The organism is Clostridioides sp. ES-S-0001-03 (genome assembly GCF_020676075.1).
GTDB lineage: Bacteria > Bacillota > Clostridia > Peptostreptococcales > Peptostreptococcaceae > Clostridioides.
This window is the reverse complement of record NZ_JACVWJ010000004.1, coordinates 210116-234550: the sequence shown is the minus strand read 5'-3', so window position 1 is coordinate 234550 and position 24435 is coordinate 210116. Positions and strand designations below refer to the sequence as shown.

28 protein-coding genes are annotated in these 24435 nt (G+C 29.4%); 27 read left to right on the top strand and 1 reads right to left on the bottom strand.

Annotated features, from left to right (window positions below; translation table 11 throughout):
- Window positions 1-4 precede the first annotated feature (4 nt).
- The 19 genes from mtaB to glyS all read left to right on the top strand — a co-directional run bounded on the left by mtaB (window position 5) and on the right by glyS (window position 15514).
- Window positions 5-1303 carry a tRNA (N(6)-L-threonylcarbamoyladenosine(37)-C(2))-methylthiotransferase MtaB gene (gene mtaB, locus IC174_RS10115; protein ID WP_227482838.1) on the top strand — a complete coding sequence of 433 codons (1299 nt, stop codon included), beginning with the start codon at window positions 5-7 and terminating at the stop codon, window positions 1301-1303.
- Between the two features lie 43 nt (window positions 1304-1346).
- Window positions 1347-1697, top strand: coding sequence for a histidine triad nucleotide-binding protein (locus IC174_RS10110; RefSeq protein ID WP_227432586.1), 351 nt, complete (start codon window positions 1347-1349; stop codon window positions 1695-1697).
- A gap of 162 nt (window positions 1698-1859) precedes the next feature.
- Complete coding sequence (rpsU, locus tag IC174_RS10105) at window positions 1860-2039, top strand: 30S ribosomal protein S21 (protein WP_003416618.1); 180 nt, start codon at window positions 1860-1862, stop codon at window positions 2037-2039.
- A 29-nt stretch (window positions 2040-2068) separates the two neighbouring features.
- Window positions 2069-2512 carry a GatB/YqeY domain-containing protein gene (locus IC174_RS10100; protein ID WP_227432587.1) on the top strand — a complete coding sequence of 148 codons (444 nt, stop codon included), beginning with the start codon at window positions 2069-2071 and terminating at the stop codon, window positions 2510-2512.
- 110 nt (window positions 2513-2622) lie between these two features.
- A complete protein-coding gene (locus IC174_RS10095; RefSeq protein ID WP_227432588.1) occupies window positions 2623-3120 on the top strand; it encodes a TspO/MBR family protein in 498 nt (165 codons plus the stop codon).
- 192 nt (window positions 3121-3312) lie between these two features.
- The gene (gene hpf / locus IC174_RS10090; RefSeq protein WP_227432589.1) at window positions 3313-3876 is read left to right on the top strand and encodes a ribosome hibernation-promoting factor, HPF/YfiA family; all 564 of its coding nucleotides are present in this window, start codon (window positions 3313-3315) and stop codon (window positions 3874-3876) included.
- A gap of 215 nt (window positions 3877-4091) precedes the next feature.
- A complete protein-coding gene (locus IC174_RS10085; protein WP_227432590.1) occupies window positions 4092-4328 on the top strand; it encodes a YabP/YqfC family sporulation protein in 237 nt (78 codons plus the stop codon).
- Window positions 4329-4340: 12 nt separating this feature from the next.
- Window positions 4341-5684, top strand: a complete 1344-nt coding sequence (gene yqfD, locus IC174_RS10080) for a sporulation protein YqfD (RefSeq protein ID WP_227432591.1) — start codon at window positions 4341-4343, stop codon at window positions 5682-5684.
- A 37-nt stretch (window positions 5685-5721) separates the two neighbouring features.
- Window positions 5722-6738, top strand: a complete 1017-nt coding sequence (locus IC174_RS10075; RefSeq protein ID WP_227482837.1) for a PhoH family protein — start codon at window positions 5722-5724, stop codon at window positions 6736-6738.
- A 56-nt stretch (window positions 6739-6794) separates the two neighbouring features.
- Window positions 6795-7256 (top strand): rRNA maturation RNase YbeY, encoded by a 462-nt coding sequence (ybeY, locus tag IC174_RS10070; RefSeq protein WP_227432593.1) that lies wholly within the window; start codon window positions 6795-6797, stop codon window positions 7254-7256.
- Window positions 7257-7261: 5 nt separating this feature from the next.
- The gene (locus IC174_RS10065; protein ID WP_227432594.1) at window positions 7262-7981 is read left to right on the top strand and encodes a diacylglycerol kinase; all 720 of its coding nucleotides are present in this window, start codon (window positions 7262-7264) and stop codon (window positions 7979-7981) included.
- Window positions 7982-8100: 119 nt separating this feature from the next.
- Window positions 8101-8502, top strand: a complete 402-nt coding sequence (locus IC174_RS10060) for a cytidine deaminase (protein WP_227432595.1) — start codon at window positions 8101-8103, stop codon at window positions 8500-8502.
- Between the two features lie 64 nt (window positions 8503-8566).
- Window positions 8567-9460 (top strand): GTPase Era, encoded by an 894-nt coding sequence (era, locus tag IC174_RS10055; RefSeq protein ID WP_227432596.1) that lies wholly within the window; start codon window positions 8567-8569, stop codon window positions 9458-9460.
- Between the two features lie 11 nt (window positions 9461-9471).
- Window positions 9472-10851: a magnesium transporter gene (mgtE, locus tag IC174_RS10050; RefSeq protein WP_227432597.1), complete on the top strand. Its 1380-nt coding sequence runs from the start codon at window positions 9472-9474 to the stop codon at window positions 10849-10851.
- Window positions 10852-10923: 72 nt separating this feature from the next.
- Complete coding sequence (locus IC174_RS10045; RefSeq protein ID WP_227432598.1) at window positions 10924-11079, top strand: YqzL family protein; 156 nt, start codon at window positions 10924-10926, stop codon at window positions 11077-11079.
- On the top strand, window positions 11045-11818 hold the full coding sequence (gene recO / locus IC174_RS10040; RefSeq protein ID WP_227432599.1) for a DNA repair protein RecO: 774 nt from the start codon (window positions 11045-11047) through the stop codon (window positions 11816-11818). Before IC174_RS10045 ends, recO begins: the two co-directional genes overlap by 35 nt.
- The gene (locus tag IC174_RS10035) at window positions 11811-12410 is read left to right on the top strand and encodes a DUF4342 domain-containing protein (protein WP_227432600.1); all 600 of its coding nucleotides are present in this window, start codon (window positions 11811-11813) and stop codon (window positions 12408-12410) included. Before recO ends, IC174_RS10035 begins: the two co-directional genes overlap by 8 nt.
- A gap of 159 nt (window positions 12411-12569) precedes the next feature.
- Window positions 12570-13448 carry a glycine--tRNA ligase subunit alpha gene (gene glyQ / locus IC174_RS10030; protein ID WP_227432601.1) on the top strand — a complete coding sequence of 293 codons (879 nt, stop codon included), beginning with the start codon at window positions 12570-12572 and terminating at the stop codon, window positions 13446-13448.
- Entirely contained in the window at window positions 13448-15514 is a 2067-nt protein-coding gene (gene glyS, locus IC174_RS10025; protein WP_227482836.1) for a glycine--tRNA ligase subunit beta, read from the top strand. The genes glyQ and glyS overlap by 1 nt, the downstream gene beginning before the upstream one ends.
- 74 nt (window positions 15515-15588) lie before the next feature.
- On the opposite strand, the gene IC174_RS10020 is transcribed toward glyS, so the two are convergent.
- Window positions 15589-17136 (bottom strand): nitrite/sulfite reductase, encoded by a 1548-nt coding sequence (locus IC174_RS10020; RefSeq protein ID WP_227482835.1) that lies wholly within the window; start codon window positions 17134-17136, stop codon window positions 15589-15591.
- Window positions 17137-17413: 277 nt separating this feature from the next.
- On the opposite strand from IC174_RS10020, the gene IC174_RS10015 reads away from it, so the two are divergent.
- From IC174_RS10015 to IC174_RS09980, 8 genes are all read left to right on the top strand, one after another.
- Window positions 17414-18181: an IclR family transcriptional regulator gene (locus IC174_RS10015; RefSeq protein ID WP_227432604.1), complete on the top strand. Its 768-nt coding sequence runs from the start codon at window positions 17414-17416 to the stop codon at window positions 18179-18181.
- Between the two features lie 291 nt (window positions 18182-18472).
- Window positions 18473-18670: a 4Fe-4S dicluster domain-containing protein gene (locus IC174_RS10010; RefSeq protein ID WP_227432605.1), complete on the top strand. Its 198-nt coding sequence runs from the start codon at window positions 18473-18475 to the stop codon at window positions 18668-18670.
- A 29-nt stretch (window positions 18671-18699) separates the two neighbouring features.
- Window positions 18700-19776, top strand: coding sequence for a 3-methyl-2-oxobutanoate dehydrogenase subunit VorB (vorB, locus tag IC174_RS10005; protein WP_227432606.1), 1077 nt, complete (start codon window positions 18700-18702; stop codon window positions 19774-19776).
- Window positions 19777-19778: 2 nt separating this feature from the next.
- The gene (locus IC174_RS10000; RefSeq protein WP_227432607.1) at window positions 19779-20498 is read left to right on the top strand and encodes a thiamine pyrophosphate-dependent enzyme; all 720 of its coding nucleotides are present in this window, start codon (window positions 19779-19781) and stop codon (window positions 20496-20498) included.
- A 12-nt stretch (window positions 20499-20510) separates the two neighbouring features.
- Complete coding sequence (locus IC174_RS09995; protein ID WP_227432608.1) at window positions 20511-21050, top strand: 2-oxoacid:acceptor oxidoreductase family protein; 540 nt, start codon at window positions 20511-20513, stop codon at window positions 21048-21050.
- Window positions 21051-21208: 158 nt separating this feature from the next.
- Window positions 21209-22267: a butyrate kinase gene (gene buk, locus IC174_RS09990; protein WP_227482834.1), complete on the top strand. Its 1059-nt coding sequence runs from the start codon at window positions 21209-21211 to the stop codon at window positions 22265-22267.
- A 17-nt stretch (window positions 22268-22284) separates the two neighbouring features.
- Window positions 22285-23178, top strand: a complete 894-nt coding sequence (locus tag IC174_RS09985; RefSeq protein WP_227432610.1) for a bifunctional enoyl-CoA hydratase/phosphate acetyltransferase — start codon at window positions 22285-22287, stop codon at window positions 23176-23178.
- Window positions 23179-23206: 28 nt separating this feature from the next.
- A complete protein-coding gene (locus tag IC174_RS09980; RefSeq protein WP_227432611.1) occupies window positions 23207-24415 on the top strand; it encodes a PLP-dependent aminotransferase family protein in 1209 nt (402 codons plus the stop codon).
- Window positions 24416-24435: the final 20 nt, after the last annotated feature.

Below are 24435 nucleotides of genomic sequence, written 5' to 3'. Positions count from 1 at the left end.
TAAATTGAAAAAAGTAGCTTTTTATACACTTGGGTGTAAAGTCAATCAATACGAAACTGAAGCTATGCTAGAACTATTTGAAAAAGATGGATATGAACAAGTTAATAGTGAAGAATATGCAGACGTTTATGTTATAAATACATGTACCGTAACTCATATGAGTGATAGAAAATCTCGTCAATATATAAGACGAGTTAAAAAGAAAAATCCAGATGCAATAATAGCCGTTGTGGGATGTTATTCACAAGTATCGCCAGAAGAAATTTTGGATATAGAAGAAGTAAACCTAGTCATGGGTACAAATGATAGAAGGAAGATTGTTGAAGAGATTAGAAGGATAGATGCAAGTAAAAAAGTTAGCACAGTTGATGATATAATGAAGGTAAAAGCATTTGAAGAAATAGAAATTAGTCAAACCAATGGAAAGACTAGAGCATTTATGAAAATTCAAGATGGATGCGACAGATTTTGTACCTACTGTATCATTCCTTATGCCCGAGGACGTGTTAGAAGTAGGGATATTGATAGTATAGTTGATGAAGTGAAAAAATTGGCTAAAAATGGCTATAAAGAGGTGGTATTAACAGGAATACATGTAGCCTCTTATGGAAAAGATTTAAAAGATAAGGATATTAAACTTCTTGATGTAATAAAACAAATAAATGGAATAGATGCAATAGAAAGAATTAGACTTAGCTCTGTTGAACCGATTTTGTTTACTGATGAATTTGTGAATGAAGTTTTAAAGATGGAGAAGGTTTGTCCTCATTATCATCTATCTCTTCAAAGTGGATGTGATGAAACTCTAAAAAGAATGAATAGAAGATATACAACTGAAGAGTATAAGACTATTGTGGATAGATTAAGAGATAAAATACCAAATGTAGCAATAACTACAGATGTAATAGTAGGTTTTCCAGGAGAAACTAATGAGGAATTTAAACAAACATACAATTTCTTAAAAGATATAGAGCTTTCACAAATGCATATTTTTAAATATTCGCCAAGAAAAGGAACTCCAGCTGCAACTATGGAAAATCAAATTGACCCTCAAATGAAACACTTTAGAAGTGAACAACTTTTAAATTTAAGTAAAGAAAACTTTAGTAAATTTGCAACTAAATTTATTGGTAGTGAATTAGAAGTCTTATTTGAACAAAATATAGAGGGCAATAAGTTTGAAGGACTGACTTCAAATTATATAAGAGTTGTTGTTGAAAGTGACAAAAACATACAAGGTCAGATATTAAAAGTAAAAATAAATGATGTAAAAAATGAATATGTAGAAGGAATTTTGCTATAACATGTAGAAATTATAATATTTATAAGATAGGAGGTGGAAGGAAATGGATTGTATATTTTGTAAAATAGCGAACGGAGAAATACCTTCAACTAAAGTTTATGAAGATGAAAGAGTATTGGCATTTAATGATTTGAACCCAGTTGCTCCATATCATATATTAGTTGTACCTAAAAAACATTATGATAGTGTAATTGATATTCCTGATATAGAAATGGATATTGTGTCACATATTCATGTTGTTATTAATAAAATAGCTAAAGAGAAAGGTTTTGACCAAACTGGATTCAGAATCATAAATAATTGTGGAAGCGATGGAGGGCAAGAAGTTAAGCATTTGCACTATCATATTTTAGCAGGTAAAAAGCTTCCTAATTACGAAGCAGAACAAAACTAAACTAAATTATTGAAAAATTGAGTTCCTTCTTGATAAAAATACTTGATAAAAGTAAAAATTTAGTTTATAATAAACAAAGTGTTAGGTTGTAATGCATATTATGCAAAAAGAACATAGTTACAGTCCCAGCATAATTGCGCTATTGGAGGGAGGGAAAAAGAAATGTCAGAAGTAAGAGTTAGAGAAAATGAAACATTAGACAGCGCTTTAAGAAGATTTAAGCGTCAATGTGCAATGTCTGGCATCATGTCAGAAGTAAGAAAAAGAGAGCACTATGATAAGCCAAGCGTTAAGCGTAAGAAAAAAGCTGAAGCAGCAAGAAGAAAAAACGCTAAAAAATAGTAGTAAATAAGAATAAAGAGGTGAAGGGGATGTCCCTTAAGCAAAAGTTACAAGAGGATTTGAAATCTTCGATGAAAAACAAAGATACAGTGAGAAAATCTGTAGTAACTTTAATAAGAGCTTCTATAAAGCAGTATGAAGTTGATAATAGAACTGAACTTGATGAAGATGGAATTATCGATGTAATAGCAAAACAATTAAAGCAACGTAGAGATGCATTAGTTGAATTTGAAAAAGCTGGAAGAGAAGACTTAGTAAAAGAAACAGAAGCTGAAATTGAAGTTTTAAAAGAGTACCTACCTCAACAATTAAGCGAAGAAGAGTTAGAAGAAATTGTAAAATGTACTATATCTGAAGTAGGGGCAACATCTATGAAGGATATGGGAAAAATAATGTCAGTTATTCAACCAAAAGTTAAGGGTAGAGCTGACGGAAAACTTATAAATAAGTTGGTAAAACAAAACTTACAATAGATTGATATAGCCTAGAGAGAAATCTCTAGGCTTTTTATAATTTTTGAGAATAACAAGTCATATCTGAGCATATCTATAATCAAAGAAAATTTTGAAAGAAGGGGAAAAATTTGATTATATCGGTAAAGGAAATTAGAAATTTTTTGATAAACATATCAATACCATTAATAATAGGTTATTTAAGTAGTATTTTGACCATGTTGATTAGTGGAACAGATATTTCAACGTACTATCTACAACTTACAAAACCAAGCTTTGCACCACCAGCTTTTATCTTCCCTATTGTTTGGACTATATTGTACATATTGATGGGTATATCTTCATACCTAATATTAAAAAAAGGTTACAACTTGCCTAAAGTAAGAGATGCAGTGTTTTATTATGGATTACAACTTGCATTAAATTTTGTCTGGAGTATACTATTTTTTGGATTTGGACTTAGATTTACAGCTTTAATAGACATAATAATAATGATTATGGTTTCTATAATAGTTATTTTAAAATTTTCTAAAATAGATAAGAGAGCTGGATATATAAATTTGGTTTATTTGATATGGCTGGTTTATGCTGGATTTTTGAATTATTTTATATGGTTTATTAATAAATAGAATGTAAAGGTTTTGTAAATTACCCCGTACTTTTAATAATATCATATCAAATAAAAAATGAATAGACTATTAAAAATAATCATTTTCATATACAATTATATTAATTTAAATATAATAAATGTATCAAAAATATATTTAAAGATTAACATATTAAAGTATTAGAATTGGAAAGGCTCGAAGGGAGAGGTTTTTATGCAAATAATAGTATCTGGAAGACAAATGAAATTAACTGACGGAATAAAAGGATACGTAGATGGAAAATTAAGTAGGTTAGAAAAATACCTTGATCCTGAATCAGAAGTGAAAGTAACAGTAAGTGCGAAAAAGGATAGACAGAAAGTGGAGGTTACAATAATTCCTATTAATGGTCAAATAATAAGGGCAGAAGACGTAGAAGAAGATTTATATGCAGCAATTGACATTGTTTGTGACAAATTAAGTAGACAAGTTGTAAAGTATAAGACTAAGGTTAAAGACAAAGTTCAAAATAATAAAAGCATAAGATTTGAAAATATTGACTTTATAGATAATAGTAGCGAATTTAATGATTATGACTATGATGATGAGGAAGATGAAAATATAGTTATAGAGAGAAGAAAGAAATTTAATGTAAAACCTATGAGTTCAGAAGAGGCAATTCTTCAAATGGAGTTGGTAGGACACAACTTCTATATGTTTAGAAATCAAGATAACTTTGAAATAAATATAGTATATAAGCGTAAAGCAGGTGGATATGGTTTAATAGAGCAAGACTAATAAAAAAATTGTATACTTTTTATATTTTATATACAAAAAAGTAAAAAGGTAATCATGTTGATTTTTATCAATATGATTACCTTTTTCTTGTTTAAATAATATATTAAATATTAGGTATTTACTGTCTAAAAAAATTTAAAACTACTCCATGATAGTATCAATAAAGTGCATAAATACCTATTTTAAGCATAAAATTAATTAAGGGGGTAATGCTTATGTTAGAAATATCCACTGATTTACAAGTAAATCAACCAGTTGTTACTGTTACAAGTAATACTTTTATGAGTATAGAAAATTATCTATCAATACTAGAATATGAAGTTGATTTAATAAAAATAAAGACTAAGGTAAAAACAATTAAAATATCTGGGGATAAACTTTCGCTTAAGTATATTACTGACAGTGAGATAGGTATAAAGGGAATTATATACAATGTGGAGTATGTTGATTAGGAGGAGATACACTTGATAAGTTTTATAAGGGGATACTATGTTATAGTTGTGGAAGGAGTAGGGCTTGAACAATTTTTAAATCATCTTATAAGAAATGGAATAAATGTTTACAATGTAACTAGAATAAAAAATACTAAAATCGAGTTTAATATAAATAGACAAGATATAAAAGAATTTAAGAATATTTATAGAGGAAGTAAGTTTGATATTAAGGTAAAACAAAAAACAGGAGTTCCTTTTATTATTAAAAGAATTTATAAGCACAAAGGTATGTGGATTTGTGCTATTGTTTCTTTACTTTTATTGATGTCAACATCACAATTTGTAACGGATGTATATATACAATCTCCAGAAGGTATAAAAAAAGAAACTCTTAGAAGTGAACTTTATAAAGTTGGAGTAAGACCAGGAGTATACAAAAAGAGTATTGACAGAAAAGAAGTTAGGGACCATATGATGTCAAAATTTAATGATGTCGCATATTTATCTATTAATGTAAAAGGAACCAATATATTTGTTACTGTTACAAAAAAGGCTGAATCCTTAAAATCTACAGACCAATCAAATTATTGTAATGTAATTGCTTTAAAAAATGGTATAATAGAAAAGGTAATCCCTAGAAGTGGTAAGTCTGTTGTTAAATCTGGAGATATAGTCCAAAAGGGCGCTGTTTTACTAAATGGTGCTAATACAAAATCAATACCCGAAGTATGGGCAAGTACTTTTTATGAATCTACTAAAAAGGCAAGCTATGTAGATACTGTAAATAAAAAAACTGGAGAAAAGAAAAAGGTACACACAATAAGTTTTTATGATAAAGAATTTACAATTAGAAAAAATATAAAATATAAGAATTATGTTGTTGAAAATAAAGAAAAAAGACTTTCAATGGGAGATTATACTTTCCCTATAAAAATAAAGACGAGTACTTTTTATGAAACCAAAAAAGTTGAAGTGAAAAAGAACAAAGAAGAGTTGAAAAAAGAATTATCTGAAAAAGCTTTAAAAGAATTAGAATACATAATACCAGCTTCGGCTAGAATAATAGATGTAAAACATAGCTATAAGGTTAATAAAAATATGTTAGAATATTTAATAACAGTTCAAACTAGTGAAAATATCGCTAAAATTTATCCTCTTAGTAAAGCAGAGGCAGAAAGATTTATAAAGGAAGATAGTAAACCAAAAGAGGGAGAAGAGGAAGTTCCTTCTAATCCACAAAAAAGACCAATAAATGATATAAGAAATGAGTTTAATGAGGATAATAAAGATAATAACGACCAAAATAATTCTGATGGAAATAATAGTAATCAAAATAGTAACAATAGTCAAAATAATAATAGTAACAACAATTAATAAAATTTAACCTAAAACTTGAGGAGGATTAATTCAATTGATAATACAAAAAAAATTTACAATAGCAGATGGCAATTTTGAAAGAGAGTTATTTGGCAACTTTGATGAAAATGTAAAATTGATAGAGAAAACTTTAAATATAGATGTAATACTTAGAGAAGGCAATATAATTTTAATAGGAGAAGAAAAAAATGTAGATTCTGCATTAAAACTTATGAATGAATTGCATCAAACTGTATCAAATGGTAAGCATTTAGATAAACAAAGCATTTCTTATTCATTATCTCTTTTACTTGAAGGTAGTGAGCAAAAGATAAAAGAACTTGAAGGTACAATTGTTATAACTCAAAGAGGTAAAGCTGTTCAACCTAAAACTTTAGGGCAAAAAGAGTATATAAAGCTTATAGAAAATAATGATATAACTTTTGGTGTTGGTCCTGCTGGAACAGGAAAGACTTATCTTGCTGTGGCTATGGCAGTGAAAGCTTTTAAAAGAGATGAAGTTAGTAGAATTATACTTACAAGACCAGCAGTGGAAGCTGGAGAAAGTTTAGGATTTTTACCAGGAGATTTAAAAGATAAAGTAGACCCATATTTAAGACCATTATATGATGCGTTATTTGAAATGTTGGGTGCTGATAAGTTTAATAAATATTTAGAAAGAGGTACTATAGAAGTTGCACCACTTGCATTTATGAGAGGTAGAACTCTTGATAATTCTTTTATAATATTAGATGAAGCTCAAAATACAACTTCTGAGCAAATGAAAATGTTTTTAACTAGATTAGGATTTGGTTCTAAGGCTGTAGTTACAGGTGATATAACACAAACAGATTTGCCACAAAATAAAAAAAGTGGTCTTATACAAGCTACAGAGATTCTTAAGGGCGTTCAAGGGATAGGCTCTATAATGTTAACAGACAGAGACGTTGTAAGACATGAGTTAGTACAGAGAATAATAAGAGCTTATGAGAAGCATGATAAAAAAGAAGAATTTAAAAAAGAAGAGCGCAAAAAAATGAAAATACAGGAAAAGACTTTCAAAAGAAAGTAAAAGTGTAGTAATATAGATGTATAGCATTATTAATGAATAAAAAGTAGGTGTAATTAATGGATTTGATATTAGATGATAGACAAGATAAATTAGAAGTAAATGAAGAACTAATAGAAAAAATAAAAGATATAATTTTAGAGTGTTTGGATTATGAAGGATATGATGATAATTATGAAGTGAGTCTTTCTTTTGTAGATAATAAAGAGATTCATGAATTAAATAGAGAATATAGAGGAGTTGATAGACCAACTGATGTTTTATCATTTCCTCTTTTAAGTGATGATTTTGAAGATGTTGAATTGGAAGAAGAATCTTTAGGAGATATAGTAGTATCTCTTGAAAGAGCTTTAGAGCAAAGCATAGAATATAATCATAGCTTTGAAAGAGAAGTATGTTTTTTAATATGTCATAGTATGTTTCATCTTTTAGGGTATGACCATGATACAGATGAAAATACAAAAGAAATGAGAGAAAAAGAAGAATACATATTAAATAAGTTAAACATAACAAGGGAGTAATTCTTATGAAAACAGGAAAAACTCGTCAAGGTATAATTAAAGCTTTTAATGCAGCTATAGAAGGAATATTATATACATTTAAATTTGAAAGGAATATGAAAATACATTACTTAGGCTCAGTTGCTGTGCTTATAATAAGTTTATTTTTTAACTTTTCAAAATTGGAAATGATAATGTTACTGATGTCTATATGTTTAGTTGTAGTTGCTGAGATGTTTAATACAGCTATAGAAAAAGCAGTAGACCTGGTAACTGATGAATATCATGTACTTGCTAAAATAGCAAAAGATGTTGCAGCAGGTGGTGTACTAGTAGCAGCATTAAACTCAGTAGTAGTTGGATATATTTTATTTTATGATAAATTGACAGATATATCTGGAATGTTAATTTACAAGATAAGAGAATCAGAATTGCATATAACCTTGATATGCATATTGTTGGTTCTTATAGCTGTAGTAGTAGTAAAAGCATTGACTTCGACAGGGACACCTTTAAAAGGAGGTATGCCAAGTGGTCATGCTGCTCTAGCATTTGCTATAGCAACTGCAATTACACTTATGACAGAAAGAGTAGTTGCATCTACTCTTGCATATATAATGGCTGTATTGGTTGCTCAAAGTAGGATTGAGGGAAAAATACATACATTCTGGGAAACCATAGCAGGAGCTTTGTTAGGCGTGTTAATAGCAGTATTAGTATTTCAGCTTGGAATGTTTTATAATTAAAATGAATGTACATAAAATATTTAACAATGAAACAAATCTGTTACAATTAAATTTTTATGATATAATGTAGAGTATTAAATAAAAATAAATTCTAATAAGTGTATACAGGAGGAGATGTTGTGGACAACATAGAATTGTTAAAGTTGGCAGAAGATGCTAGACAACATTCTTATGCTCCTTACTCAAGTTTTAGAGTGGGTGCAGCTCTTTTGACTAAGAGTGGAAAAGTTTATACTGGATGTAATATAGAATGTGCATCATTAGGTGGAACAAATTGCGCAGAAAGAACAGCTATTTTTAAAGCTATATCAGAAGGTGATAAGGATATATATAAAATAGCGATAGCAAGTGATAACTCAGAAAATAATGAACAAACATATCCTTGTGGAATATGTAGACAAGTAATTATAGAGTTTGGTTCTGATATAAAAATAATAACAGGATATACTAAAGGAGAGGTGTTTGAGCATGATATAAAAGATTTGCTACCAAACTATTTCTCTGGAAATGATTTAAAATAAATTAAAAAACTAAAATAAATTTAAAGCAATTAAATACAAGAAGATAAAAGTTAGGAGACAGTTAATGTTCAAATCAGGATTTGTCAGTATAGTAGGTAGACCAAATGTAGGGAAATCTACTTTAATGAATAATGTAGTAGGGGAAAAGATAGCTATAATGAGTGATAAACCTCAGACTACAAGAAATACAATACAAGCAGTCTATACAGATGAAGAAACTCAAATAGTATTTTTAGATACACCAGGTATTCACAAACCTAAAAATAAATTAGGTGAATTCATGGTAAAGGCAGCAACAGAAGCTTTTAAAAATGTAGATTTAATATTATTTGTAGTTGATGATTCTAAAAAAATAGGTCCTGGAGACAGAAAAATAATAGAGGATTTAAAATCTGTTAAGACACCAATAATTCTAGTTGTAAATAAAATAGACCAACTAGGTCAAAAAGATGAATTATTTGATATAATAAAAATGTATGATAGAGAAGGTATTTTCAAAGAGATAGTACCAATATCAGCGTTAAAAGGAAAAAATACAGATACTCTAATAAAAGTTATACAAAATTACTTAGAAGAAGGACCAAAGTATTTTCCAGATTATATGATTACAGATCAACCAGAGAGAGTATTAATAGCAGAACTTATAAGAGAAAAAGTTCTTCATTATCTTAATGATGAAATACCTCATGGTGTAGCTGTTGAAATTGAAAAAATGAAAGCAAGAAATGATAAAGAAATAGTAGATGTATCTGCTGTAATATATTGTGAAAGAGATTCACATAAGGGAATAATAATAGGAAAGAATGGTAGGAAACTAAAAGGAATAGGTAAATCAGCAAGACAAGATATAGAATTACTTTTAGGTTCACAAATAAATCTCCAGTTATGGGTTAAGGTTAAAGAAAATTGGAGAAATTTACAAAATTATATAAATAATTTTGGATATAATGATAAATAAAGGTGGGTTATATGGATAGGAAACTGGATGCTTCCCAAGATTTATTATATGAAGTAAAATCATTAATTGATAATAATAAAGTATTGGAGTTAAGAGAATTAATAGAGGAATATCATATAATTGATATATTCGATATAATGGAAAATTTAGAGGAAGACATGAAAATTCAACTGTTTGAAGTACTTCCTCTAGATATGGCATCTTCTATATTAGAAGAAGGTAGTGTAGAGTTTTTTATTAGTATTTTATCTAAGTTAGATGTAGAACATGCAAAAAACATACTTGAACTTATGTCTCTTGGAGACATGGCAGATAAACTTAGTGAACTTGAAGAAGAAGAAAGAGAACATATAATAAATCTTTTAAATCAAGAAAACGCTGACTATGTAAAAGAATTATTATTCTATGATGAAGACTCTGCAGGTGGAACAATGACCACTGGATATATTTCTATAAATAAAGATATGACAGCTCTTGAGGCAATAGAACATATGAGAGAAGAAGCTGATGAAGCTGAGACTATTTATTATATATATGTAGTTGATGATGAAGAAAAGCTAGTTGGAGTATTATCTTTAAGAGAGCTAATAATAGCGAGAGATGCAAATATAGTAGAAGATTTAATGAGTGAAAATATAATTTCTGTTTATGTAGATGAAGATAGAGAAGAAGCGGTTAGGTTAGTATCGAAATACAATTTAATAGCAATTCCAGTAGTAGATAGACAAGAAAAGTTAAAAGGGATAATAACAGTAGATGATATAATAGATGTCATGGAAGAAGAAGCAACTGAAGATATGTATAAATTTGCAGGAAGTTCAGAGCATGAAAGAGAAGTTGCTGAAAAGGAAAATCCTACATTGAAAGAGCAGACAATATCAGCTCTTAGAGGTAGACTGCCATGGTTAATTATTACATTAATTGGAGGTCTATTGGCTTCTCTAATACTTTCTAATTTAGATTATATAATGAACCCTATATATGCTCCACTGGTATTTTTTATACCTGTAGTAATAGGTATGGGTGGTAATATTGGAACACAATCATCTTCTGTTACAGTAATAACACTGTCTAATAAAGATTTGAATTTTAGCAATGTGGTAAGAGAAGGTATTGTAGGAATTATTACAGGTCTTTTGTGTAGTATAATAACAGGTATTGTAATTTACTTTGTTATGAAAAAATTAGACATTGTATTAATTGTTTCAATATCATTATTTATAAATATGGTTTTGGGTGCAACAATAGGTGCATTTATGCCTGTTTTATTAAAAAAGATGGATGCAGATCCATCTACAGTTTCATCACCAATTATATCTACAGCTCTTGATATAACTGGTATAGCAGTTTATTTTATAATAACGACAGCGTTATTGTCAAAAATTGTTTAATAACTTTATGTATGATTTATCCTCTTCTTACTAAAAATATAAGTATAAATGTAAGAAGGGGGTTTTTTAAAAATGAACAATATCAGTTGGGAAGTTTTTAAAAAAACAGGCAGTATAGATGCATATCTATACTTCTGTGATTGCAAAAACCTAAGTGAAGAAGTCGAAGAAGTAAGGGAGAAAAAAGAAGACGATGATAATCCTGAACACCCAGGGGATAGTACTTAAAGCTATAAGGTACAAGGAAAGTGATATAATACTTACTCTGTTTACGAGAAAGCTTGGAAAAGTATCTGCAATAGCAAAAGGAGCTAAAAAAAATAAGAGCTCTTTACTTTCATCATCACAGTTATTTTCTTATAGCAATTTTACTTTAAAAAAACAAGGAAATATGTACAAGGTTACTCAAAGTGAAATCATAAAGAGTTTTTATAATATATCCTACGATATAGAGGCATTTTCTTATGCTACATATATTACAAAATTAGTTGAAAATTCTATACTTGAAAATCAGACTAATAATAGGTTATTTATATTACTTGCACAGACGCTGTATTTATATACACAAGAAAATACAGATAATAGATTTGTAACAGCTGCATTTGAGTTAAAGTTCTTGGACTATATAGGATTTAAACCAATAGTAAATAAATGTATTAATTGCGGAAGTAAAATTTTGCAAAATTCTATGTTTAATGTTTATGAAGGTGGTATACTATGTAGTAAGTGTAATACACTTTTTGATAATAATATAAAACTGGATTTAACAACTGTTAGTCTCATGGAATATGTATTAAGGAATGATATTTTAACATGTAGCAAAGCTAAAGTATCAAAATATATAACACATGAACTCGAAAATATACTAGAAAAATATTTGAAAGTTTATGTTGATAATATTAATCTAAAATCATTACACGTATTGCAAAGTGTAAAAAACAATAAGGGAGTGGATAATAATGAGTAGTAATATAACTATTGAAATGGTTGATTCAGTCTTTGAAAGAGTTCCAGGAGCAACTTATGCAGAAGCAAAAGAAGCATTAGTGGAATGTAATGGAGATGTAATTGAGGCAGTAATATATTTAGAAAATAAAAAGAATACTTGTAATTGTAAAGCTAAATCTGCTAAAGAAACTATGGAAGAAGTATTTGGTAAAGATGGAGAAAATATAAAATATCAATTAAAAGAACTTCTTAAAAAAAGTAGTGTTGTAAGAGTAATAGTTGAAAAAGATGGAAAAACTATGATGAATATTCCTTTAACAGTAGGAGTTGTTGGATTAGCTTTTGTACCATTAGCTACTCTAGTTGGTTTATCAGCTGCTGTTATAAGTAAATATCGTATAAAAGTTCAAAATGAAGAAGATGGTGAAGTTGTAGACTTAGGTGAATTAAATGAAGAAAAACTTCATGTTTTGAAGAATATGATAACTAATGCAGCCAAAGATGTAAAAGATGTAGTAGTTGATAAAAAAGAAGATGATAAAGATGTAACTGCTGATCTAATGAAAGAAGAATCTGAAAAGAATAATGAAAACGAAGACGAAAATAAATAGATATAAAGTGACTTTTAAAAAATGAAAAGAAGATAATTATAAGAATTATCACTAACATTGACAAATTTTATAGAATTTGATATTCTAAAAGTTGTAGAAGAACTATTAAAATAGCCTTTCGTGTAGACGAGAGGCTTTATTGTTATAGGAGGGATTTTTATGAATTTTCAAGAAATGATACTGGCATTGCAAAAATACTGGTCAAAGCAAGGTTGTATCATGATGCAACCTTACGATGTTGAAAAAGGTGCTGGAACTATGAATCCTAATACTTTTTTAAGATCATTAGGACCTGAGCCTTGGCAAGTATGCTATGTAGAGCCTTCAAGAAGACCAGCAGATGGAAGATATGGTGAAAACCCAAACAGATTATATCAACATCATCAATTCCAAGTTATACTAAAGCCATCTCCAGATAATATACAAGAATTGTATTTAGAGAGCTTAAAAGAAATTGGAATTGACCCAAGTGAACATGACATAAGATTTGTTGAAGACAACTGGGAAGCTGCCACAGTTGGTGCTTGGGGACTTGGATGGGAAGTTTGGTTAGACGGTATGGAAATAACTCAATTTACATACTTCCAACAAGTAGGTAATATTGAATGTGAGCTTGAGACAGGAGAAATTACATATGGGTTAGAAAGATTAGCTATGTACATTCAAGAAGTTGATAGTGTTTATGATTTAAAATGGAATGATAAAATAACTTATGGCGAAGTGTTTAATAAAGCTGAGTATGAAAATTCAGTGTATGCGTTTGAATTATGTGATGCAGATATGTTGTTTAATCTGTTTGATATATATGAAAAAGAAGCATTAAGACTTATGGAAAGTGGTCTTGTAATACCTTCATATGATTATGTATTAAAATGTTCTCATGCATTTAATACATTGGATGCAAGAGGAGCAATAGGTGTTAGTCAAAGAGCTTCATTTATAGGTAGAGTTAGAAATATGGCAAAAACTGTTGCAGAAACTTTTGTAAAACAAAGAGAAGAAATGGGATTCCCTCTTTTAAAGGACGGTGACAAATAATGAAAAATTATCTTTTATTTGAAATCGGTGTTGAAGAAATGCCATCAAGATTTATGGGTAGTACACTAGAACAATTAAAAAACAATCTTAATAAATTATTTGAGGAAAATAGAATATCTTTTAATAAAATAGATGCCTATGGAACACCAAGAAGATTGACTTTAGTAGTTGAAGGTTTAAGTGATAAGCAAAGTGATTTAGAAGAAGAAATAAAAGGTCCAGCTAAGAAGATTGCTGTTGATGAAGACAATAATTTCACAAAACCAGCTTTAGGATTTATAAAAAGTAAAGGATTAAGCGAATCTGATATATATTTTAAACAAGTTGGAAAAGATGAATATATTTTTGCTACTATAAAGCAAGCTGGGAAAGACACTTCAGAAGTGTTAAAAGAGATATTACCAGAAACTATAAAATCTGTAGTATTTCCAAAAGCTATGCGTTGGGGAGGAAAAAACCTAAAATTTGCAAGACCTATAAGATGGATAGTTACATTGTTAAATGATAAGGTATTAGAATTTGATTTAGAAGGAATAATATCTTCTAATGTAACAAAAGGGCATAGATTCTTAGGAGAAAGTACAATAGAAGTTAATTCTATAGAAGAATATTTTGAAAAATTAGAGAAAAATCATATAGTTTTAGACCAAAATAAGAGAAAAGAAATTATAAGAAAACAATGTATAGAAGTAGCCAATTCTTTAGGTGGCGAAGTTGAGTTTGATGAAGATTTACTTGAAGAAGTAACTTACTTAGTTGAATATCCAACTGCTTTTTATGGCGAATTTAATACAGATTATATAAAACTACCAAAAGAAGTTGTCATAACTCCTATGAAACAACATCAAAGATATTTCCCAGTTCTTAAAGAAGGAAAACTGTTACCTAACTTTATAGCTGTTAGAAATGGAGATTCTTACAGAATAGATAATGTTAAAGCTGGAAATGAAAAAGTTTTAGAAGCAAGACTTGCTGATGCTTTATTTTTCTATAGAGAAGATACTAAGAGAAACTTAGAAAGCTACATAGAAAAATTAAAAACTGTTGTTTTCCAAGTAAAATTGGGTACTATTTATGACAAAACTTTAAGACTTGAAAAACTAAGCGCTGATATACTTGATAGTTTAGGATTAGCAGATGAAAAGGCAGACACTATGAGAGCTGCTAAATTATCTAAAGCAGATTTAGTTACTGGAATGGTAGGAGAATTTGATGAATTACAAGGTTTTATGGGAAAAGAATATGCGAAGGTTGGAGGAGAAAATGATGTTGTAAGTGAAGCTATTTTTGAACATTATTTACCAAGATTTGCAGGAGATATTCTTCCTAAAACTAATGCAGGGGTAGCTTTATCAATAGCTGATAAATTAGATTCAATAGCAGGATTTTTTGCTATAGGAATACAACCAACAGGTTCTCAAGACCCATATGCTTTAAGAAGACAAGCTTTAGGTATACTTAGTATACTTATGGATAGAAAAGTAGCTGTAGACTTAAAAGTACTTATTGAACATGCTTTAGATAATTATTCTAACTTAGATTTTAATAAAGAAGATGTTGTTGAACAAATAATGAACTTCTTTAATGAAAGAGTAAAAAATCTATTTAAAGATTTAGGTATAAGATATGATGTTGTTGATGCTGTTTTAAGTTCTGATATAAATGATATTTCTGATATGCATATGAGAGCTTTAGAGCTTAATAATTGGCTAGAAAAAGATGAATTAGTGGAAATGCTTACTGCCTTTAATAGAGTTTCTACTTTGGCTCAGAAAGCAGAATGTGATAAGGTTGATGAAAGTCTATTAAAAGAAGATGCTGAAATTAAGCTTTATAATGAATTTAAGCAAGTAAAAGTAAGAGTAAAAGAATTATTAAAAGATAAGAAATACGGTACTGCTTTAGATGAGTTTGCATCTTTAAGACCTGTAGTTGATAACCTATTTGATTCAGTTATGGTTATGGATAATGATGAAGCAATTAAAAATAACAGACTTGGTCTACTTAAACAAATATATGATACTATGTTAGAAATTTGTGATTTATCTAAAATAGTTTATAAATAGTATAAAAACATAAACGATTGTAAAAAATGAGATAGTTATAAGCTATCTCATTTTTTATAATCATTTATGTTAAGTCATATTTTATACTTATCAATTATTTTATTTAATAAATCATCATTTGAATTTATCCATTCATAAAAATTTTCTGATGAAACCTCAGCTATTTCATAAAGCATTTTAGGAATGTCACTAGCCTTAAAATCTCCTAGAGATTTTCCTAGTCTAGTCTTACCTATTTCAAAACTACCTCCAACAAATAATTCAAATGCATCAGTAGATATTCCATTGACATTTTTCTTTTTACCACATAATCCTATGCTACCAATTTGGTGAACACCACATGAATTTAGACATCCTGAAATATACAGTTTAGGAGCTTTACTTAAAACTTCTTCATTGTTTTGTAATCTAAAATAATCTATTATCTCATGTAACATTTTTTGGCTATTTTGTATACCCATCTGACAAATAGGAACACCTATGCAGGAGATACTCTGTTCTAATTGAGAGTTACAACTAATAGTCTTGCTTATTTCTAATATCCTTTTTGCCTCATTTCCATCTAAATTTAGAATGTACAAGCCTTCTGTCATACCTAATCTAATCATAGGATTTTTAATATTATCTAACTCTTGAAGTAAAAATTTTAAATCTTTAGTAGATAATAGACCTCCAATTGGATGTATATATACAGTATATAAGCCAGATTGTTTTTGATGGATTAATCTAGAGTCATGTAAATCTATCTTAATTCCAGGTTTAGAATAGTCAATTTGTTCAACATTAAGTTCAAGATTACCTTTTTCTTTTTCTAATTTATAGTATTCTTTAAATTTTTCTAAAAACATATTTTCTCCAAGCGTTTCAACCATATATCTAACCCTAGCTTTGTTTTTATTTTCATAATTACCATAAGCCATAAAGAATTTAATCATTCCTTCTACACAATATAATGCATCTTTAGGTTTTATAACTTCATCAAGTTCTAAAGCAACTTTAGGTTGTTTACCTAAACCTCCACCTAAGAAAACTCTAAAATATGGTTTGCCATTTTTTAGAGTAGCTACAAATCCTAAGTCTTGTATACTACAATGGGCAGAATCTGTGTAACAACTAGAATAGGAAACTTTTAGTTTCCTAGGTAAGTGATATGTAGTAGCATTTTTGATAAAATATTTATCAGTAGCAACTGCATAAGGGGTAACATCAAAAGCTTCGTCAGGGTCAACTCCTGATAATGGAGATAAGCCTACATTTCTAGGATAGTTACCACCACCGCCCCTAGTGAAGATATCATTTTTTATTCCCTCTTCCATAATATCAACTATAGAGTCTATAGACAAGTCATGTAATTGTATAGCTTGTCTAGTTGTTAAGTGTATCTTATCTAGCTTATGTTTGGTAGCCATTTGGTAAATTTTTTTAAGTTGAGATTTCGACAATACCCCAGCAGATACTCGAAGTCTTATCATAAATGATTTTTTGTCTCTTTGAGCATAAACTCCATATCCACCAGAAAATCCTTTGTATTGCATTTTATTTATTTCTCCATTTAATAATTTTAAAGAATATTCTTTAAAATTATCTAGTTCATTTAACAATGTCTCTTTTAAATTATCCATTATTTCACCTCATTATTAGACTTGTATAAAAATAAATATGCTGTATAATTATATATATATTATTATCTAGAGTTGGTAAAAATATAACAGTAGAGTACTATTAAAAGTCAAAATAAGGAACATATACTTAGTATGACTCTTTATTTTGTTAAATAAGTATAATATTTTTGTTTTATAAAATATAATTAAGATAAATAGATAATTTTGTAATTTTAATATATAATATTTAGTATAGTGTTGAATAAACGCTTAATATTCGCAGGAGGAGTACTTGTATATGGGAGAAATAATAAATGCATTAGATAGAGCCCTAGACATAATTTTGCTATTATATCATGAAAAGAGAGAAATGGGAATAACTGAAATAAGTAAGATTATGGGAGTATATAAGAGTACTATACATAGAACTTTAGTAACTCTTGAAAACAAAGGTTTTGTTATACAAAACACTGAGAATGGTAAGTATTGGTTGGGAATAAATTTATATGCAATAGGTATGGTTGTGGGAGAACAGATGTCATTGACTGAAATAGTAAAACCATATACGAAAAAATTAAATCAAGAATTTAACGAAGTGGTGAATGTGTCTATACTAGAAGAAAGAGCTCAAGATTCTCCAAGAAGTATCATAATACATAAAGAATATGGTTCAAATCAATTACTCTCAGTAAATCCGTCAGTTGGTTCTAGTAGCGAATGTTATTGTTCAGCGGTTGGGAAATGTCTTATGGCATTTAATGATTCTATAGATTTTGAAAAATACAGAAAAACTCCAATACACAAATATACAGAACATACAATTGATAATTGGGATGATATGATGATTTTTTTGGCAAAAATAAAAGAGCAAGGATATGCTCTAGATGACCAAGAACTAGAACATGGTTTAACTTGTATTGGAGCACCTATTTTGGATAAAAACAATAAAGCTATAGCAGCAATAAGTCTATCAGGTCCTACTATAAGGATGCGAGAAGGAGACTTTGAATATAAAATTAAAAGGGTTATAGAAACTGCAAAGAGCATATCTGAACTTTTTAGATAATTTTAAGAAATAAATTTGAATAATAAAAAGAGACTAAATTTAAATTGTTATTTGTAAATACCAGTTTAGATAGGGTCTCTTTTTTATTGAATATAAAAATTAAATATTTTTAAAATTGAAAAAATTATTGAAATATATAAGCGAATGTGATATCTTTTAATTAAGCAATACAAAACAGAACAGTGTTCTAAAGAATAGAACAATAATAAAATATATATAATAAACCCACATGAATATTATATATTTAAAATTAGGTAAAAAAATTACTACATAAGAGGGGAGATTTGAAAAATGGAAAAAGTCAAGTTGAGTGTTGAAAGATGTAAGGGGTGTTATCTTTGTATTGAAGCTTGCAAAAAAGAAGCAATAAGTCTTTCTGATTACACAAATAAAAAAGGCTTTGTAACAGTCAAAGTCGATGAAGAAAAGTGTGTTCAATGTGGCGCTTGTTATACAATGTGTCCTGATTTAGTATTTGAGATATTATAAATAACTTTTTATTGGAAGGGAGAAAACGTATGCAAAGTTTATTAATTAAGGGAAATGAAGCCTTAGCAGAAGGAGCTATACGTGGTGGATGTAGATTTTATGCAGGTTATCCAATAACACCACAATCAGAAATATTAGAAATGATGGCTTGGAGACAAAAAGAGGTTGGAGGAGTATTTATTCAAGGTGAATCTGAAATAGCCAGCGTAAATATGGTTATGGGGGCAAGTGCACTTGGAGCAAGAGCTATGACATCTTCATCTGGACCTGGATTTTCATTAAAACAGGAAGGAATTGCATATTGGGTATCAGCTGGTTTACCAGCAGTTGTAGCATGTGTACAGAGATATGGTATAGGAGATGGATTTATAGGAGCTGGTCAAGATAATTACTGGCAAGCTGTAAAAGGTGGAGGAAATGGAGATTATCATTTAATTGTATTAGCACCTAATAGTGTTCAAGAAAATATGGATATGGCATATGAGTCTTTTGAATTAGCTGAAAAATATATGCATCCAGTACTTATACTTTCTGATGCTACAATAGGTCAAATGGTAGAACCTTGTATAGCACCACCAATGAAAGAATATGATAAGGATAAAGCTCCATGGGCAGCAAAAGGAACTCCTGTTGGAGAAAAAAATAAAGTAATAACTGATATAACATATTTTGAGGACCAAGATACATGGCAAAAAGGTTATATAGAAAAAATGAGAAAAGTTCAAGAAAATGAACAAAGATGGGAAGAAATAGAGATAGAAGATGCAGATGTGGTATTTGTTGCATATGGAATTTCTTCAAGAATAGCAGAAGGCGCAGTTAGAGATGCAAGAGCAAGAGGTATAAAACTTGGATTAATAAGACCAAAAACATTGTGGCCTTACCCAAGAAAAGCTTTTAAAAAATTAAAAGATTCATTAAAAGGGCTTGTAACAGTTGAAATGAATATGATGGCACAAATGAAGGAAGATGTAATTATAGCATGTAATAATAGATTCCCAGTATATTCAGTAGCAACAGCTCAATATATGGCAGAAGTAAATCAATTAATAGATTTTGCTCAAGAGATTATAGATGGAAAAGCTAAGCAAGAGGAGGTATTTTAATTATGGCTAAAAAAGCACCAGCAATAATGATGTGTGAAAATATGTTCTGTGGAGGCTGTGGACACTCTATAGTCGATAGAATTATTGGAGAAGTATTAACAGAAATGAATATATGTCAAGATACGATTATATGCTCAGATATAGGATGTAATCATATGTTTCAATTTAGTATGAATGTAGATGTTGTTGTTCCTCCTCATGGTAAAATGGGTGCAGCTATGGCAGCTATGAAAAGAGTTAGACCAGATAAATATATATTTACAATAGCTGGAGATGGTGGAGCTTATGCAATAGGGCTTGGAGAAACTATGTCAGCTGCTACTAGAAATGATAATGTAATATTTTTAGTTATGAATAATAATATGTTTGCAATGACAGGTGGGCAAATGGCTCCAACTACTGTACAAGGTCAACATACAGCTTCTACTCCAGCAGGTAGAACATATGAAGACCATGGCTCAACATTTGATGTTGTAAAAGTTATGGGAAATTTAGATATAGCATATTTGGCAAGAGGAACAATAACTAACCCTAAAGAAATAAATACAACAAAAAGATATATCAAAAAAGCACTTGAAAAACAAAAAGATAAAAAGGGCTTTTGCTTAATAGAAATACTTGTACCATGTCCAACAAACTGGGGATTAAAGCCAGTAGATGCTATGAAGAGAATAGAAAACGAACTTGTTCCAAAGTATCCACTTGGAGAATTTATTGATTAGGGAGGAAATAATATGTTAAATGAAATTATATGTGCTGGTTTTGGAGGACAGGGAGTTCTCACAGCAGGAAAAATTATAATGTATGTTGCATATAAGGCAGAAAAGAAGATTACATGGTTCCCATCTTATGGAAATGAGATGAGAGGAGGAAGTGCAAATTGTAATGTTGTTGTAAGTGATGAAAAAATTGCAAATCCTTGTGTAAAAAATCCAGATATATTATTGGGAATGAATAGTGTATCAGTAGATAAGTATGAGAGTTTAATGAAAGCAAATGGTTATATGTTTGTCAATGAATCACTAGTAAATAAGGATAGAAAATATAGAGAAGATATTAATGTTATAAAAGTACCTGTTACTGAAATAGCTCAAAATTTAGGTAATGAAAAATCTGCTAATATTTGTATGTTAGGTGCTATGGTGAAGAATTTAGATTTATTCACAAAAGAAGAATTTGAAAGTGGTATGTGTGAATACTTTGAAAATCAAGGTAAAGGAAAGTTTAATGCCAAAAATGTAGAAGCATTTGAAGCTGGATATGACTATGAGTGAATATTTTAAATATTTAAAATTATTATTGAAATACTCATTTTTATGTGTTAGTATTTAATTAATAAAATATAGAACGTCGTTCTGAGTGATAGGACGACAAAAATTTTAAAAAATTAACAGAACGACGTTCTACAGTATGAAACCGAGGAGGCGTTGAAGTGAAAATTTTAGTAATTAATCCTGGTGGTACATCTACAAAGATTTCTGTATTTCAAGATAAAGATGAAGTTTTGAAAAAAAATATAACTCATACAAGAGAAGATTTAAAAAAATTTTCCAAGGTATTTGATGAATATGATTATAGAAAGCAATTAATAGTGGATGTTTTAAGTAGTGAAAATCATGATATAAATTCTTTTGACGCAGTAGTGGGTCGTGGTGGACTTATGAAGGCTATAAAAGGTGGTACCTATATTGTAAGTAAAGAAATGATTGAGGACATGAGAAATGAAATAAATGGAGAACATGCATCAAACTTAGGTGCCTTGTTAGCTAAGACTATAGCAGATGAAATAGGAGTTCAATCATTTGTAGTAGACCCAGTTTCTGTAGATGAATTTGATGATGTATCAAGGATTACAGGTATATCAGATATAGAAAAAGCTAGCTGGCTGCATGCACTAAATCATAAGGCTGTATCAAGAAAAATAGCACAAAAACTAGGTGGAAAATATGAAGATTATAACTTTATTGTAGCTCATCTAGGTTCTGGAATATCAATTGTAGCACATAAAAAAGGAAAAATGATAGATGGAAGTGGTGGAAGGTCTGATGGTCCATTTTCGCCAGAAAGAAGTGGAGGATTACTTGCATACCCTCTTATAGAATTATGCTACTCAGGAAAATATACTCACGATGAAATGGTTGCAAAAGTAAGCTCAATTGGGGGTATGTACGATTATTTAGGAACAAAAGATATGATAGAAATTGAAAATAGAATTAAAGATGGTGATGAAAAAGCTAAACTTATAATGGATGCATTCATCTATCAAACAGCTAAAGAAATTTCTATGTATGGAGCATCACTTTCTGGAGATATAGATAGAATTATTTTAACAGGGGGAATATCGCATTCGGAAATGGTGATTAAAGGAATAATGGAAAAAGTTTCATATTTAGCACCAGTAGAGATAGTGGCAGGTGAGATGGAAATGGAAGCACTTGCTCTTGGAGCTCTTAGAGTACTTAATGGAGAAGAAATGGCAAAAACTTATTAATATTTAGGAGAAAAAATATGTTAAAAGATTTTAATAATTTATTAGAAGAAGCTAAAAAGCTTAAACCTGTTATTGTAAGTGTTGCTGTTGCAGAAGATGAAGAAGTGTTAAAAGCTGTAAAATCAGCAACAGATTTAAATCTTATAAAACCAATTCTCGTAGGCAATAAAGATAAAATAGAAAATATATCAAAAGAGATTGGACTAAAGGGATATGAAATAATAGGGTGTCAAAATCCTGATGAATCAGTTAAAAAAGCTGTAGAAGTAGTTAAAAATAAGGATGCTAAAGTTCTTATGAAGGGGTTAGTAAATACAAGTGTTTATATGAGAGCTATATTAAATAAAGAGTTTGGTCTTAGAACAGGAAGACTTTTAAGTTTACTTGCAGTATATGAATTGCCTCAATACCACAAACTTCTTTATTGTACAGATAGTGGTATAAATGTATCTCCAAATTTAAATCAAAAAAAAGATATATTGATAAATTCACTTCTTACTATGAAGAGTATAGGTATGGAAAATCCTAAAACTGCGATACTTACTGCAAATGAAATGGTAGACCCCAAAATACAATCTACAGTAGATGCTAATTCACTTGTAGAGATGGTAAAATTAGGAGAAATACCAAATTGTATAGTAGAAGGTCCAATAGCCTTTGATGTTGCATTTGATGCATATGCAGCAAAGCATAAAGGTATCGAAAGTAATATTGCTGGCGATGTTGACTTACTTGTATTTCCAAATATAGAGGCAGGAAACATATTAGGAAAGTCATGGCTTAGATTCAATAAAGCTAAGTGGGCAGGGATTGTTTTGGGGGCAACAAATCCAATAATTTTAGGTTCACGCTCTGATACAGCCGAAATTAAAATAAATTCAATAGCACTAGCCTGCTTAGCATCACAATAAGAAATTATTTAAAAGGGGATGAATTATTATGAAATATGCAAAAAGAATGGATATGGTAAAGGCTTCAGCTATAAGAGACTCTCAAAAGAAGATAGCTCAAAAAGTGGCAAGTGGTGGAACTGTTATATCTTTTGCAGCAGGACTTCCTGACCCAAACTTATTTCCAATAAAAGAAATAAGTGAAGTAACTAAGCAAGTACTTGATGAAAGAGGAAAATTTGCTTTAGCTTATGGACCTACTAAAGGTGAAGATGAGTTGTTAGAAATAATAGCTAAGAGAATGAAAGAAGAAGAAAATATTGAAACAAAACCAGAAAATATTATAATAACTACTGGTTCACAACAAGGTATAGCTCTTAGTGCTATGATTTTATTAGAAAAAGGAGATATAGTAGTTACAGAAAATCCAAGTTACTTAGGTGCAATAAATGCATTTAGACCTTATGAATGTGATTTTTTAGGAGTAGATACAGATGAAGAAGGAATGGTAACAGAAGATTTAGATAAATTATTATCTGAAAATTCAAACATAAAGGTGATATATGTAATACCAACATTCCAAAATCCTACAGGAAAAACATGGTCTTTACAAAGAAGAAAAGATTTTATGGAAGTTGTAAACAAGTATGATGTCATAGTAATAGAAGATAATCCTTATGGAGAAATAAGATTTACACAAGAACCACTACCTACACTTAAATCACTTGATACTAAAGATAAAGTACTATATCTAGGGTCATTTTCAAAAGTGTTATGTCCAGGATTTAGAGTTGCTTGGATGTGTGGGAATATAGATATTATAGATAAAGCAGAACTTTTAAAGCAAGGTATCGATTTACAATCAAATCAATTTTCTCAAGTACAGGTAATAGAATACTTAAAGAAGTATAATTTAAATGAACATGTAGAAAAAATAAGAGCTGAGTATAAAAAAAGATGTTTCTTGATGTTAGAAACTATGAAAAAATATTTTCCAGAAGAAGCAAAATATACAGAACCAGATGGAGGTATGTTTATATGGGTTGAACTTCCTGAAAGTATAAATGTAGATAATTTACTAGATAAAGCTATTGATGCTGGAGTTGCCTATGTTTCTGGAGAATCATTCTTTGCAAATAATGGTCCAAAAAATACTATGAGACTTAATTATACAACAATGTCAGAAGAGCAAATAGTTGAAGGGATTAAAATACTTGCAGAAGTTATAAAAAAAGAACTCAATTATGCTTGTGAATAAATATTAAAAGTGAGGGCTTA

What these genes read in the sequence shown, in the direction of transcription:
- IC174_RS10110 (WP_227432586.1), top strand. Translation starts at nt 1,347, where the DNA reads ATGGATTGTATATTTTGTAAAATAGCGAACGGAGAAATACCTTCAACT.
- rpsU (WP_003416618.1), top strand. Translation starts at nt 1,860, where the DNA reads ATGTCAGAAGTAAGAGTTAGAGAAAATGAAACATTAGACAGCGCTTTA.
- IC174_RS10100 (WP_227432587.1), top strand. Translation starts at nt 2,069, where the DNA reads ATGTCCCTTAAGCAAAAGTTACAAGAGGATTTGAAATCTTCGATGAAA.
- hpf (WP_227432589.1), top strand. Translation starts at nt 3,313, where the DNA reads ATGCAAATAATAGTATCTGGAAGACAAATGAAATTAACTGACGGAATA.
- IC174_RS10085 (WP_227432590.1), top strand. Translation starts at nt 4,092, where the DNA reads ATGTTAGAAATATCCACTGATTTACAAGTAAATCAACCAGTTGTTACT.
- ybeY (WP_227432593.1), top strand. Translation starts at nt 6,795, where the DNA reads ATGGATTTGATATTAGATGATAGACAAGATAAATTAGAAGTAAATGAA.
- IC174_RS10065 (WP_227432594.1), top strand. Translation starts at nt 7,262, where the DNA reads ATGAAAACAGGAAAAACTCGTCAAGGTATAATTAAAGCTTTTAATGCA.
- era (WP_227432596.1), top strand. Translation starts at nt 8,567, where the DNA reads ATGTTCAAATCAGGATTTGTCAGTATAGTAGGTAGACCAAATGTAGGG.
- mgtE (WP_227432597.1), top strand. Translation starts at nt 9,472, where the DNA reads ATGGATAGGAAACTGGATGCTTCCCAAGATTTATTATATGAAGTAAAA.
- IC174_RS10045 (WP_227432598.1), top strand. Translation starts at nt 10,924, where the DNA reads ATGAACAATATCAGTTGGGAAGTTTTTAAAAAAACAGGCAGTATAGAT.
- recO (WP_227432599.1), top strand. Translation starts at nt 11,045, where the DNA reads ATGATAATCCTGAACACCCAGGGGATAGTACTTAAAGCTATAAGGTAC.
- IC174_RS10035 (WP_227432600.1), top strand. Translation starts at nt 11,811, where the DNA reads ATGAGTAGTAATATAACTATTGAAATGGTTGATTCAGTCTTTGAAAGA.
- glyQ (WP_227432601.1), top strand. Translation starts at nt 12,570, where the DNA reads ATGAATTTTCAAGAAATGATACTGGCATTGCAAAAATACTGGTCAAAG.
- glyS (WP_227482836.1), top strand. Translation starts at nt 13,448, where the DNA reads ATGAAAAATTATCTTTTATTTGAAATCGGTGTTGAAGAAATGCCATCA.
- IC174_RS10020 (WP_227482835.1), bottom strand. Translation starts at nt 17,136, where the DNA reads ATGGATAATTTAAAAGAGACATTGTTAAATGAACTAGATAATTTTAAA.
- IC174_RS10015 (WP_227432604.1), top strand. Translation starts at nt 17,414, where the DNA reads ATGGGAGAAATAATAAATGCATTAGATAGAGCCCTAGACATAATTTTG.
- IC174_RS10010 (WP_227432605.1), top strand. Translation starts at nt 18,473, where the DNA reads ATGGAAAAAGTCAAGTTGAGTGTTGAAAGATGTAAGGGGTGTTATCTT.
- vorB (WP_227432606.1), top strand. Translation starts at nt 18,700, where the DNA reads ATGCAAAGTTTATTAATTAAGGGAAATGAAGCCTTAGCAGAAGGAGCT.
- IC174_RS10000 (WP_227432607.1), top strand. Translation starts at nt 19,779, where the DNA reads ATGGCTAAAAAAGCACCAGCAATAATGATGTGTGAAAATATGTTCTGT.
- IC174_RS09995 (WP_227432608.1), top strand. Translation starts at nt 20,511, where the DNA reads ATGTTAAATGAAATTATATGTGCTGGTTTTGGAGGACAGGGAGTTCTC.
- IC174_RS09985 (WP_227432610.1), top strand. Translation starts at nt 22,285, where the DNA reads ATGTTAAAAGATTTTAATAATTTATTAGAAGAAGCTAAAAAGCTTAAA.
- IC174_RS09980 (WP_227432611.1), top strand. Translation starts at nt 23,207, where the DNA reads ATGAAATATGCAAAAAGAATGGATATGGTAAAGGCTTCAGCTATAAGA.